The sequence below is a fragment of the Streptosporangium minutum genome (assembly GCF_002149035.1).
Taxonomy (GTDB): Bacteria; Actinomycetota; Actinomycetes; order Streptosporangiales; family Streptosporangiaceae; genus Streptosporangium; species Streptosporangium minutum.
On the sequence record NZ_NGFP01000057.1, the window covers coordinates 25,624 to 38,528 of the forward strand.

13 protein-coding genes and 1 pseudogene are annotated in these 12,905 nt (G+C 68.4%); 11 read left to right on the forward strand and 3 right to left on the reverse strand.

Annotation, left to right across the window (positions count from 1 at the left end; all coding sequences use genetic code 11):
* Positions 1-369 precede the first annotated feature (369 nt).
* The 8 genes and pseudogenes from CA984_RS14900 (at position 370) to CA984_RS14935 (ending at position 7,336) form a co-directional block, all read left to right on the forward strand.
* Positions 370-729, forward strand: coding sequence for a hypothetical protein (locus CA984_RS14900; protein WP_133061662.1), 360 nt, complete (start codon positions 370-372; stop codon positions 727-729).
* 315 nt (positions 730-1,044) lie between these two features.
* Positions 1,045-1,747: pseudogene (locus tag CA984_RS14905) on the forward strand (transposase); the annotation flags it as partial.
* Between the two features lie 419 nt (positions 1,748-2,166).
* Positions 2,167-2,925 carry a hypothetical protein gene (locus CA984_RS14910; RefSeq protein WP_133061663.1) on the forward strand — a complete coding sequence of 253 codons (759 nt, stop codon included), beginning with the start codon at positions 2,167-2,169 and terminating at the stop codon, positions 2,923-2,925.
* A gap of 347 nt (positions 2,926-3,272) precedes the next feature.
* Positions 3,273-3,596, forward strand: a complete 324-nt coding sequence (locus CA984_RS14915; RefSeq protein WP_133061664.1) for a hypothetical protein — start codon at positions 3,273-3,275, stop codon at positions 3,594-3,596.
* A gap of 845 nt (positions 3,597-4,441) precedes the next feature.
* Positions 4,442-4,978, forward strand: coding sequence for a TIGR03086 family metal-binding protein (locus tag CA984_RS14920; protein WP_165781258.1), 537 nt, complete (start codon positions 4,442-4,444; stop codon positions 4,976-4,978).
* The gene (locus CA984_RS14925) at positions 4,975-5,307 is read left to right on the forward strand and encodes an ArsR/SmtB family transcription factor (RefSeq protein WP_086572360.1); all 333 of its coding nucleotides are present in this window, start codon (positions 4,975-4,977) and stop codon (positions 5,305-5,307) included. Before CA984_RS14920 ends, CA984_RS14925 begins: the two co-directional genes overlap by 4 nt.
* A complete protein-coding gene (locus tag CA984_RS14930) occupies positions 5,300-5,701 on the forward strand; it encodes an SRPBCC family protein (RefSeq protein WP_086572363.1) in 402 nt (133 codons plus the stop codon). The genes CA984_RS14925 and CA984_RS14930 overlap by 8 nt, the downstream gene beginning before the upstream one ends.
* Before the next feature lie 645 nt (positions 5,702-6,346).
* Positions 6,347-7,336 carry an agmatinase family protein gene (locus tag CA984_RS14935; protein WP_207620876.1) on the forward strand — a complete coding sequence of 330 codons (990 nt, stop codon included), beginning with the start codon at positions 6,347-6,349 and terminating at the stop codon, positions 7,334-7,336.
* Between the two features lie 441 nt (positions 7,337-7,777).
* On the opposite strand, the gene CA984_RS14940 is transcribed toward CA984_RS14935, so the two are convergent.
* Entirely contained in the window at positions 7,778-8,389 is a 612-nt protein-coding gene (locus tag CA984_RS14940; RefSeq protein ID WP_086572367.1) for a hypothetical protein, read from the reverse strand.
* 121 nt (positions 8,390-8,510) lie between these two features.
* Between CA984_RS14940 and CA984_RS45485 the strand changes: the two genes are divergently transcribed.
* Complete coding sequence (locus CA984_RS45485; protein WP_133061665.1) at positions 8,511-8,717, forward strand: hypothetical protein; 207 nt, start codon at positions 8,511-8,513, stop codon at positions 8,715-8,717.
* A 583-nt stretch (positions 8,718-9,300) separates the two neighbouring features.
* On the opposite strand, the gene CA984_RS14945 is transcribed toward CA984_RS45485, so the two are convergent.
* On the reverse strand, positions 9,301-9,885 hold the full coding sequence (locus tag CA984_RS14945; RefSeq protein ID WP_086572369.1) for a hypothetical protein: 585 nt from the start codon (positions 9,883-9,885) through the stop codon (positions 9,301-9,303).
* 358 nt (positions 9,886-10,243) lie between these two features.
* Between CA984_RS14945 and CA984_RS14950 the strand changes: the two genes are divergently transcribed.
* Positions 10,244-10,531: a hypothetical protein gene (locus CA984_RS14950; protein WP_086572371.1), complete on the forward strand. Its 288-nt coding sequence runs from the start codon at positions 10,244-10,246 to the stop codon at positions 10,529-10,531.
* A gap of 555 nt (positions 10,532-11,086) precedes the next feature.
* On the forward strand, positions 11,087-12,061 hold the full coding sequence (locus CA984_RS14955; RefSeq protein WP_133061666.1) for a Vgb family protein: 975 nt from the start codon (positions 11,087-11,089) through the stop codon (positions 12,059-12,061).
* Positions 12,062-12,146: 85 nt separating this feature from the next.
* Here the strand turns inward: CA984_RS14955 and CA984_RS14960 are convergent.
* A partial coding sequence (locus tag CA984_RS14960; protein ID WP_133061667.1) for an amino acid ABC transporter ATP-binding/permease protein occupies positions 12,147-12,905 on the reverse strand: 759 nt, incomplete at its 5' end.

Consider the following 12,905-nt stretch of genomic DNA (forward strand, 5'->3'; position numbering starts at 1 on the left):
TGCCGGTCGATCACGGCCACCGGGGCGGCGACTCCCGCTCACCACGAACGCGGTCCTCTTGGGGGATGACCCCGATCGCGACCTCCGGAGGATCTCGTCGAGACCTGACGACGACGTCCAGGGCACCCCCGCGGTGGCAGATTGGCGGAACCGTAGAACGCAATCTACCGAGGGAGCCGCGACGTGACCGATACGAAAAAGCTGTGGGGACGACGTGGAATTGCCGGACTGGCTGCCACGCTTGCGTTGATCACCGGAACGGCGACGGCGTCCTTCGCCGGAACCGCGCCCTCCGACCCTGGGCCCCGGCTGTCCGGATCCGCGGGCGGCAAACTGACCAAGACGTTCGGATCTTGGGCCGGGGACCCGGTGAAGTTCCAGATCGAGGCCCGTGGCGGACCCGGCACCACGAAGGGGACTTTCAAGGTGTTCCACGGGAAGGGCAGGACCGGTGGCGTCGTCGCCGAGTTCGAGGGGAAGATCACCTGTCTGCTCGTGGGCGGTGAGGTCGCCGTCGCCACCGGCGTTATCACCCGTGGTTACGCGAACCTTACGGATGAGAAGAACACGGACGTCACCGGCCAGAAGGTCTCGTTCACCGTGCACGACAACGGCCGTTCCGACAGGCTCTACTGGATGTGGGGGTTCATGAACGCGCCGATCAACGATTGCCAGGGCACGGCGCCGATTCTCAAGACGAGCCACGGGGACTTCAAAGTCCATGACTGACAGGGCAGGCGATCTGGCGCATGTCGGGCGAGGTCGCGCACCCTGCATCCGCGCGGAGGTGACTGCAATGCCGTAGACGCCGTCGCGACCTCGGGAGGATCCCGCGGCGACCTGAGGACGATGTGCGGGGCGTCGCCGCAGCGGCAGATTGAGCCGGGTGAACACCTCTTTTTCAGGAAACCGCCGCGTCCCGTCAGACTGGTGTGACACAGGAGGATGTATAGACCTTTGTGTGACAGTAGGGCGCGTATCGAGTCGTGATCAATCTGTGGGATTCGCCTTCGCATCGGGGCTTGGACCGATAGATCTTGCGGTGTGACGCGAGTGCGACTGACGGACGCGGAGTGGGAGTTCATCGGGCCGTACCTGCCGATCGGCGAGTACGGCCCGTACCCCGAGCGACTGCGGCAGCAGTTCGAGGGCGTGATCTGGCGGTTCAGGACGGGCGGGCAGTGGCGGGAGATGCCGCAGGAGTTCGGTGCCTGGTCGACCGTCTGCAACCGCTTCCGGCAGTGGCGTGACGCCGGCGTCTTCGAGGCCCTGCTGGAGGGCCTGATCGCGGAAGCCGCGCTGCGGGGTGCGGTGGACCTGCCCCTGGTCAGTATCGACTCCACCACCGCCCGGACCCACCACGAGGCTGCCGGGATGCACCTGGACCAGGACGTCGTCGCCGCTCTGGAGAAGGCCGTCGAGCAGGAGAAGGCCAGGTCAAAGGGGGGCGGCCTCGGCGGACAAGTTGGCCAGGACACCGAAGACGATCTCCTCTCGCGGTAACCGCGCCCATCTGCGGGAACGCGGCATCAAGGCGGTCATCCCGGAGAAGAAGGACCAGGCCGCCAGCCGGAAGAAGGGCAGCAGGGGCGGCTGGCCCGTCAGCCACGACGCGGACCTGTACAAGGAGCGAAACACCGTCGAGCGGCTGATCAACAAGCTGAAGGCCTGGCGAGGCATCGCCACCCGGTACGGCAAGACCCCGGACAGCTACCTCGCCGGCCTCCACCTGCGCGCCGAGTACCTCGATCTGGTCTACGAGGTCCATCGCCATCCTCGGATCGTCGGTCATAGCTCCTCGATTCTTTCGGCAATCGCCTGTGAGGGCCTGGGCGTTCGCGGGCCGGGCTGCGGCTCTCCGGCCGGTCCCGGCCCGCGACGCCACGGACCCGACGAGCGGTTGCCGAATTGCTCTTTGGGGATCGAGCCCCCGGAAAAGGCCACACTGAAGATCACCCCAGGATGCCGCCACCCGCACTCTCAGGTGCGTTGAGCCCCTGAAACGGGGCGAGCAGGTCAGCTGTCATGCGCGTCATGCTGACAGACCCGACAGGCAATCCGATCCGGCGCCGGCGCGCTGGAAGCATGCGCTGAGCTCATCTTTAAGGCCACTGAAAGATCGGTTCCTAACGTTCTGCGCGAGCAACCCCAACCGCAAGGAGTGACATGAGGTCAATCGCAGCTATCGCCGCCACGATGGTGCTCGCCTCCTCCCCGGCCGCGGCCGAACCCGAGGAGAGCGACCGGGAGATCCCCCTGGCGCACATCGAATACACGACCGGTCTCACCGTGAGCTTCTCCGACAGCCAGCCCTCCAACGAAGTGGGGATGTCCCAACTCGGGATCATCGGCCGCGCGCCGCTCATCGCCTGGGAGCGGAGCAACAGCTACCTGCAGACCTACCTGGAGATCACCCCGCCCGACGTGCCGGTGCCCCAGCGCCTCGTCGATGACCACGGCACCGACCTCCCCGCCGAGCTGCAGCGACGGCGGATCACCAGCGAGCCGGTCACCGTACGCGGCCTGACCGCTCCGGCCGGCGCCGTGCTCTCCGCCTCGTGCACCGCCGAACACTGGGGCTGGCACCTCTGGCACGACAACGCCCAGGCCGGCCTGGCTCCCAAGTCGTACACCACCTTCGACTTCGGCGGTTTCAAGGAGCGTCGCGCGGAGAGCTTCATCTTCAACTGCCTGCCGGTGGACTCGCCGAGTCACCTGTGGGCCCAGCACCGGCTGTACTACTGGAACGGCACCAGTTGGTGGAAGCAGGCGGACGAGAAGGTCGGCCCTGGGCTTCAGGCGGAAGAGATCAAGGGCAAGTTCAAGCGCCACCGCAAGGTCACCTACAACGACGGCTGGGGGTCCAGCCCTAACTGCCTCAGTGGGGCTTGCAAGTACACCCGTGAGGGACGTTTCACCAGCTGACGGGTGACTGGTCGCCTGCGGAAGGCTCAGCCGTACGTCGACGAACACGCCGGGCGTGCTGCGGTACGCGTGGCAGGCAGGGCCCAGCTCCGAGATCAGAATCCTGATGATCGAGCCGAGGACAGGCCCTTGGAAAAGGGGCCATCGCCCGTCGTCCCGGCGGACCGGGCACCGCTCGAACCGCCTGACGAGTGCGGGGTCGACCTCGGAATCGAGGGCAGGCACCGCCCATCGCACGGTTCTGCTGCCGGGGTGGCCCTCCTCCGGCCGGCGCTGCCCGATCCGCTCCGGTAACGATCACATGCAGTCCGGCCAGGTGTGGGTCGCGGGCGGCTGGAATGGGAGGCATGCCGTTACTGCCGTTCCCCCGCCCCGCCCCAGATGATGTGCCTGCCGTCGCGGTGGAGGTGGTTCCGCCGCAGTTGCGTACTCCCCGGCCGGCCGCGTGGTGGATCGTGCCGGTCACGCTGCTGGTGGGCGGCGTGGTCGGCGGGGCACATCTGGTTCGACGGGCGACCTCCACCAAGACCGCGCTGTTCGCCAGGACTGTGGTGGTCGATCCTGCGGCCGCTCATGTGTGGTCGGACGGGTGGCGGCTGAAGACGACACCGGAGGGGACCGGCCACCTGGTCCGAGAGAAAGCAGGCAGCGTCCCGGTAGGGGAGGACTGACCGCAGGCCGGAGATGCCCCAAGCCATGTACCGGACAGTGCATCGGTTCTGTCCGGTATCGCACCCGGCGTCCGACGCGTTGACCTGCGCAAATGCCGGAGCCGGAGTGGCGCGCGCACGACCGGGCGGCCATCTGTCCGATTTACCCCGGCGGGTTCCGGGGCGACTATGCAACCCCGATGCGTGAGCATACAGTTCCATCCGCCCACCGGAGACACCGTTCGTATCCGATTGGTGACCGTACGATATGAGCGGCTGCCGCCCCGGATCGGGGGAAACGGGTACGGCCGTCACCTGCCGTGGCCCGGCCGGGTCCGGGAGGGGGGCCGGGCGGGCACGGCGGCCCGACCGCCTCGTTGAGGCGATCCGGGGTTCCGGCAGTAATCGCGAAAGATCCAACGGAAATGCCCCTGGCCTGCTCTGATGTGAGGGCGTCGCATGGCTGGTGTGCCGGTTGGTGGATGCGGCGGGCTGGGCCGAGGATGCCGCTGACTTCGCCGGGATGCTCCACGTCGACGCCGGCGAAGCGATATCCGTTGGATTTTCCGCCGTTGCTACCGGGACCCCATTACGAGTCAACGGCCGGGGCCGGGTCGGCGGGCTTACGTGCTGGTCAGGCGGTAGATGCGGTTCGGTGAGATGTGATCGCGTAAGACGGTGTCGCTGTACGGCACTGCTGTACAGCAATGTCGTCCGACGGCTCATCTCGCCGTCGTCGGCAGAGAGTCGGTTGGCGAGGTTGCGCGCGTCCATGGTTCCTCCGACGCCGGGACACGTCCTACCTCATCGGTCCGTCCACAAACAACAAATTGACTTTTGTACAAATCGTTGTTTGTATAAGAGCCATGCTCATCACCGACACCCTCGACCTGCTCGACGAGGGCCTGGCGTGGACGACGGCCCGCATCGCCGCCGTCCCAGCCGATGCCCTCGATGTCCCCACCCCCTGCGACGACTGGGACCTCCGGACGCTGCTCGACCACACCGTCGAGACCCTGGCGATCTTCGCCGACGCCCTTGACGGCGGCGGCGCCACCGCCACCGGACCATGGGACGCCGCCATGGCCGACCTCGCGGCCCGGACCCGGCTCGCCTGGCGGCAGCCCGGCGTGATGGACCGCACCTACGAGCTGCCGTTCGGGACGATGCCCGGGCCGGTCATGGCGTCGGCGACCCTGCTCGAGGCCGTCGTCCACGGCTGGGACATCAGCCAGGCGAGCGGCGAAGCGGCGTCCATCCCGGAGGACCTCGCGCTCGCCGTCCTCGCCTTCGCCCACGCGGCCCTCGGGGAGGCGCAGCGTGGCGACGCCTTCGGCCCGGCGCTCGACATCGGCGCAACGTCGTCCGAGCAGCTCATCGCCTACCTCGGCCGGACGCCGTGAGCGCCGCCACCGCCGAGGTGCTGGACAGCACCCTTCGGGCGCTGGCCGACGGCAACCGCCGCGCCATCCTGAGCATCGTTCGGGACGAACCTCGGGCGGTGGGCGAGGTCGCCGAGGCGATGGCGATGAGCCAGCAGGCCGTCTCCCACCACCTCCGGGTGCTCCGGGGGGCCGGGCTCGTCACCGAGACGCGGGAGGGCACCCGCCACCTGTTCGTCGTGCGCACCGACGGCTTCGCCGCCGTCCGCCAGTTCCTTGAGGGCTTCTGGCCCGATCACCTGGCCGCTCTCAAGGCCGCCGCCGAGAAGACCGCGAGGACCAATGGCTGAGTTCGTAACCTCCATCGACATCGAGGCCCCGCCCGAGATCGTGTTCGACCACCTCGTCACGGTCGACGGGATGCTGGCGTGGATGGGCCAGCGCGCCGAGCTCGATCCCCGGCCGGGCGGCGTGTTCGCCGTCGACATCGACGGGAACCCGATCCGCGGCGAGTTCGTCGAGGTCGACCGGCCCCGCTCGGTCGTCGTCACCTGGGGTCTGGAGGCCAACGACGTCCTCCCCGCCGGATCGACCGAGGTGGCGTTCCGCCTGACGCCGACGGCCACCGGCACGCGGGTCGACCTGACCCACTCGAACCTGCCGGAGTCGCAGGTCCCGCCACACGCCGAGGGCTGGCTGCACTTCCTCGGCATCCTCGCCGAGACGGCGGCCGCCGCCGCCTGATCGATCAGGTCGGCCGGGGCTCCCGGGGTAGGCCGAGGGGGCCCGGTAGCAACGGCGGAAAATCCAACGGATATCGCTTCGCCAGCGTCGACGTGGAGCATCCCGGCGAAGTCAGCGGCATCCTCGGCCCAGCCCGCCGCATCCRCCAACCGGCACMCCAGCCATGCGACGCCCTCACATCAGAGCAGGCCAGGGGCATTTCCGTTGGATCTTTCGCAATTACTACCGGGACCCCAGGACGCCGCCCAGCGCTTCTTGGCGTGGCACCAGGCGAGCCAGGAGGCGACGGCGGCGCGGTTGCGGTTCCAGGTCGCCGGCGCGCTCGACCCCCACAGGTCGGCGAGCGCGGTGCCGCATTCAGACAGGTGCCCCGGGCGCGAAGCGCCCGATCGGCGGGCATCTGGGTACAGTTATTGCAGGCCCCCCAGAGCTAGCGCGGCTATAGGGGGACAGATGGCTGAGCCATTCGCGCAAGGCAAGTGGGCGCAAGAGGCAGAGGCGAAACTGCCCGATCGTCGGCAGAAGGAGGAGGTCGAGCGGTCGCTCGATCTTGGCCTGCCGGCTGCGGACTCCGTCAAGGACCGTACGATTCCGACGTTCTCCCGTGGAGAGGTACCGCATTTCGCCGGTGAACGAGGGACCTTCATGAAGTCCCCGTTCCTGGAGAACGTCCACGAGGTCGGTGATGCCGAGGTAGCGATCTTCGGCGTTCCGCTGGATGCCGGCACCACCTACCGGCCTGGTGCGCGGTTCGGGCCGCAGGGCATCCGGCGGGCCACGAACCTGTTCGGCACCTACAACTTCGAACTCGGTGTCGACCTGCGGGAACAGCTGAACCTCGTCGACATCGGCGACGTCGTCACGATCCCCGGCAACCTCGAAAAATCCTTCGACCAGATCGACAAGGCCATCAGCCATGTCGCCGCCGCGGGAGTCATGCCCGTGGTGCTGGGCGGAGACCATTCCATCGGGTACCCGACCATCCGCGGCCTGGCCCCCCACATCGACGGCAACATCGGGATCATCCACTTCGACCGGCACGTCGACACCCAGGAGAGTGACCTGGACGAACGGATGCACACCACGCCCTTCTTCCACGCGACCAACATCAAGAACGCGCCGGCCGTCAACCTCGTGCAGATCGGCATCGGCGGCTGGCAGTCCCCGCGGCAAGGAGTGAAGGTCGGCCGCAGCCGGGGAACCACGATCATGACGGTGGGGGACGTCGAACGTGTCGGCATCGAGAAGATCGCCGAGACTGCCCTGGAGCTCGCCTGGAAGGGCGCCAAGGCCGTCTACCTGTCCTTCGACATCGACGTCGTCGACGCCGGGTTCGTGCCTGGAACCGGCTGGCCGGAACCCGGAGGGCTACTGCCTCGAGAGGCGCTGGGCCTGGTGCGCCTGGTATCCGCGCCTGGCCTCGCGGGGATCGAGGTCGTCGAGTGCTCGCCGCCCTACGACTGGGCCGAACAGACCTCCTTGATCAGCGCCCGGGTGATCCTGGATTCCCTCGCCACCATGGTCGCCTCAGGCAAGCTGGGGCGCCGGGCCGCCACCCGCACCGGAGAAGCATGGGGCCCCTACCCCAGCAGCACACAGACCTCGCAGCCTTCCACCGGTCCGAAGCCCGCCTGACAGGGGTCCCGGTAGCAATCGCGGAAAATCCAACGAAGCTATCTCTGACCTGCTACGTCTCTACAGCAACGCGGGGCGGGCGAGTGGGACCGCCTTTCATAAGAGACCAGGTCAGAGCAGGGTTCGTTGGATTTTCCGCGATTGCGGGGTTGAGGAACAGCAGAACAACCGTTGGCGGTCAGAAAGATCTTGCTTCTCGTTGTGGCGGTGAGTTGGTCAAATGCGAAAGGGGCAGGCGGTCATGGGCCGCTCCCGCGAGGGCAGGCCCCAGGAAAACACCACCCCGGCGCCCTACATGACCTTCCGCGACCTGCGACGCAGCGGCTTACCGCCAACGGCTGTTCCGCTGTTCCTCAACCCCGGACACCCCCACAGGTAAGCGGCGGGGACCGGCCCCGCTACCACGCATCGGCGGTCAGGATGCGTCAGCCGCTTCGCCGCTTAGAGGACGTCCCTCCACTTGGACAAATCCGTGCCCGGCGGGCTCGTTTCGTAGATGCCCTTTCTGCGGGTGGGTACGGCTTCGCCGGACAGGTCGACCTGGTCGAAGCGCCACTGCTGGTTGGCGCCACCGCGGGCCGCCAGCACGGCCCGGTGGTTGCCGTGGCCGTCGGACAGGACGGTGACGACCTTGTCCTCATGCGGGCCCGGCCAGATCATCCCCCCGCCGGAGTTCCACTGGGTCTGGCCCGGCACGCCCCAGCCGATCAGACCCAGCCCGACCGGCTGGGAGAAGCCGTCCAGGGGTCCGACGTGGAGGGTGAAGGTGCTGCGGATGTCCTTGTTGACGTTGACCAGGTGCCAGTCCTCGTCGCCGTAGGTGTTCTTGATCTCGCTGAAGAACCACACCTCGCCCCGATGGCCCGTGGACGTGCGGAGGGTGAGGACCTGGTCGTTGGTGTGGGAGTAGGGGATGTAGCCCTCCTCGCCGGTCCAGCGGTCCTGAGCCTTCTGGGCGCCATGGGTGGTGCCCCCGTGCGCGGCGGCCAGGCACAGCCCGGTGCCCTCGTTGACGATGCGGAAGAACTTGCCGGATGGGAACGCGTCGCTCACTTCACTCCTTGAAAAGGATCTATAGCTCATAGTGACGAACCGGAGGGCGGCGGACCCTCTCGTCAACACTTACTTAGAGTGACATGCTATCTACATAAAGTTCATGTTGTGTGGGAGGAGCATGCGAGTTCTGATCCGCGCGACCGCCGTTGCGGGCGCCGCCTTCTTCGCGGCCACGCTGGTGTCCGCTCCAGTACACGCCCAGGCACCTTGGTGTGACTGGTACAACGGCAGCACGGGGCAATGGCCCCGCAGCGGCGAAGGTCAATACGGCGACGTCAACGGCCAGATCATGATCTGCCGCAACAGCCGGCGGGTACCCGCGTAAACCGCGACGACCAAGCGCCCGCCCTGTCTGGCCAGGGGCAGGCGCTCTTGCTGGCTCACTCTGCTGGGGGTCTTGGTAGTAATCGCAGAAAATCCAACGGATATGGGTCCGACCTGCATGGATAGAGCTTGGCCCGCCGCCCCGTGATCGTGTTTCTCAAGAAGTCTTAGCAGGTCAGCAGCAACATCGTTGGTTTCACCGCCATCACTACCGAGACCTCGGAAGGCGCTACTGCCGCAATTGCCGCCCGCCGTTGCGCGCCGACGTGCTCTACTGCGGCCCGGCCTGCCGTACCGCGGCCTGGCGGGCCCGCCGACGGGGGCGTTCACCCGCGCAGCCGCTACGCGAAGCCGTCACCGAAAGCGCCGCTGTGACGGATGCGGGCACGCCTGCACGCGGCTGACCTGCGCGGGCGCGGCGGTCAACGTGTCCGCCGTCGTGCTGACCGCCTGACGGCGCTGCTCGGCGATAACTGACCCGGTTGGATCTTCCTGCGGGAATCCACATTCCCATGGGCAATCCGCCCCGGCCGCCGGGCAGGTCTACGCGCTGGCCGGCAGCTCGCCCGAGGCGCGGCAGGGGGTTAGGCAACGGAGTGGTTCACCGTGCCGGTGTAGACGCCGGCCACCGCCTGGTCGGGAACGTTGATCAGGACGGTCGGATTCCAGGTGGCGGAGTTGTTTCCCGAGCCGGTTGTCTTGCTGAAGGCGGTCCGCGACACGTTCAGCGTCTGCGCGGCCGCCGCGTTGGCCTGGCCGGGCACGAAGGTGCCGGTGCCGGTGGTGGCGGTGGCGGGACCGGACCAGTAGAGGGCGTCGMCGGTGGGGACGGTCTCGGGGGTGGTGCCGGCGCCGGTGGTGAAGCCGCCCGTCGCCGCGATCACCGTCGCCGTCCACGTCGCGGTGAGCGCGGCGCGCTGGTCGGAGACCGTGACCGGGCCGAGCTRCCCGCTGATCTGGGTGCCCGGCGCGCCGCTGCCGAGGTTGACCGGACCGTCGGGAACGGTGATCGTCAGCCCGCCGGGGGCGGTCACGGTGAAGGTCACCGTGGTGGGGCAGGTGGTGGAGGCGGGGCAGGTGCCGGCCTGTGCGGGCAGGGCCACCACCACCATGGCCGCCACCAGGGCGGCGGCGCCTGTCAATGAGATGCCCAGACGGCTTTCGGACACTGCTGTCTCCTTCGTCGAACGCTCGCCCTGCCTGGGCCGTTCCTGCGTGATCACATCCTGCTCCGCGACCGGACCCCGGAAACCGCCCCAGAGGGGCGCCTGGCAATTTTTGGTGATCATATGGTGACTGTTGGTAATCGTGGGGCTGGTGGTCCGTCTCCGTGCCATGCCCAGGGCCCTCAGACGGAGGGCGCATCCGTTCGCCCCGGAACGGGCGTTTCCACCGCTGCCTTTGCGGCGGATTTGCCGTCCACGGACGACGTCGGAAAACGCGGCCCCAACGAAGTGATCTAGGCTGCCATCGGTTTCCCGAACGTCATCGACCAGATGCTCCACGCGCATCGCCCACGAGACACGTATGAGGAATCGCAATGAGCAAGAGCCGTGCGGGCCGCTCCGCCGCGCGAACGCCCCTGTCGCCGGCGGCGTCGATCGCGCTGCTGCTCACCCTCGGCGCCCCGGCGGCCTCGGCCTCCAGCGCCCCGGCGGTCACGGCTTCCAGGGCCGCGGCGATAGCGACGGTCGTCGACGCAAGCAGGCGGCCATCCCCTCCTCCACGAGCTGGGAGCCGACGCTCGTCGTCACCATCCCGCCCCTCGCCGCCGCGGGCCTCTACACCGGCGTCGTCACGCACTCGGTCGCCTGAGCGGCGCCCCCTCCGGCCGGCGCACGGCGGTGGCGCCGGCCGATCGAGGCGTTCCGCGAGGCGTCCCGGACCCGCACCTTCCGGGGACGTGGCGGAGTCGAGGACGCCCGCCCAGGGCCCCGGCGCGTTCCAGGGCGACTCCGGCCGATGCGTTGACGTTTCCATGACCAGCCACGAACGCAGATGATCGGCGGCCGTCGGCGGCCACGGGAGATATTGGGACCGCCGGGGCCGGACAGAGGATGGACAGCATCGTCCGGATCGGGCCCCAAGGGTGTCTGCTCCGATGCTCGCAGATTCCCGCCGACGGCGGCCCGATGCCGCGGACCTCAATCACTCGATTGCGCTCAGCGGCCCACCCGCGTTCCTTTTTCTTTCTTTCCTGGAAGGGATGTCATGCGTCACCGTTCTCGACGCCTGGGGTATCCGCTCGTGGTCGTGGCTCTGATCCTGGCGGCAAGCGCTCCTCTGCCGGTGTCCGCCTCTGCCGCGCCGCCGCCACGCCCTCCGTCCCCTGTACGCCCATGGGTGAAGCTCTGCTTCAAACTCAAGCTGATGCCACAGCACCGGCGCATCCGCTGTCACTTCCCGCCCGCGCCCCGGCTCGCCACGGCGGCGGCGGCCAAGCGCATGGCGGAGAGCCGGAGAATACCGACGATCAGCGAACTGCCGATCCCGACCAGCCCGGCGACTCCCATCGGGATCACCGCCGGGCCGGACGGCGCGATGTGGTTCACCGAGAACTTCGCCAACAAGATCGGCCGCGTCACCACCGCCGGCCTGTTCACCGAGTACACCATCCCCACCACCGCTTCCGAGCCGGCGCACATCACCACCGGGCCGGACGGAGCCCTGTGGTTCACCGAGGCGGTCGGCAACAAGATCGGGCGGATCACCACCTCCGGGACGATCACCGAGTACACCATCCCCACCGCGGACTCCTACCCCTGGGGCATCGCCCCCGGCCCGGACGGCAACCTGTGGTTCGTCGAGACGGTGGGTAACAAGATCGGGCGGATCACCCCCTCAGGGACGATCACCGAATACGCCCTGCCGACCAGCGACGTCTACGCCATGCGCATCACCCCCGGCCCGGACGGCAACCTGTGGTTCACCCAGCCGCTGGGGAACAGCATCGGGCGGATCACCACAAGCGGGACGATCACCGAGTTCACCGTCCCGTCCTCCGGCGCGATGCCCATCGGGATCACCACGGGCCCGGACGGCAAGCTGTGGTACACCGACGCCAACGGAAAGATCGGCTCCCTCACCACCAGCGGCACCTTCACCGAATACTCGCTCACCGACCCCGACAGCTTCCCCTGGGGCATCACCGTCGGGTCGGACAACAACCTGTGGTTCGTCGAGCAGAGCGCCAACAACGTCGCCAGCTCCTCCATCACCGGGATAATCAACGAGTACGCGATGCCGACCGTCGTCTCCGGGCCGTTCGACATCGCCGCCGGTCCCGACGACAACCTCTGGATCACCGAGGACTACGTCGACAAGATCGCCATCGTGACCCCCTGACCAGGCCGGCCGGCAGCCGTCCCGGGAGATCCGGGCCACGGCTGCCGGCCGTCCCGCGCCCCGCCGGCCGCCTGCCTTCAGACGGTCACCGTCCCGCGGTCAGGGCCTCCGACCGCCACAGGTCGCGGTAGTACCCCGGGGCGTCCACCAGCTCCCCGTGGGTGCCCCGCTGGACCACCGAGCCGTTCTCCAGCACGACGATCTCGTCCACCTGCTCCAGCCCGCGGAGGCGGTGGGTGACCAGCAACGTCGTGTGACCGTGGGTGGCGTCCAGCAGGTCGGCCATGAGCGCGTCCGCCGTCTCCTCGTCCAGCGCCTCGGCGGGCTCGTCCAGCAGCAGTACCGGCGGGTCGTTCAGCAGCGCCCGTGCCAGCGCCAGGCGCTGCAACTGCCCTCCGGACACCGTCCGCCCGTCCTCGCCGAGCACGGTGTCCCACCCGGTCCGCTCCACCCACCGCTCCAGGCGGGCCCGCCGTACGGCCTCGGCCAGCGCATCCTCGCCGGCCTCCGGGCCGGCCAGGCGCAGGTTGTCCCTCAGCGAGGCCTGGAACACGTACGGATCCTGGGTCAGCCCAGTCATCACCCGCCGGGCGTCGTCCGCCGACAGCCGCCCGATCTCCACCCCGCTCAGCCGGATCGTGCCGGACTCGGGTTCCACCAGGCGCATCAGCGCCGACAGCAGGGTGCTCTTGCCGGCCCCGCTGGGGCCGACCAGGGCGACGCGCCTGCCGGGGGTGAGGGTGAGGCTGACGCCGTTGAGGGCGGGGGAGCGGTCGGCGCTGTGCCGGACCACCAGGTCGTCGATCTCCACGGTCGGCGGGCCGTCGGGGACGGGGACGGGAGC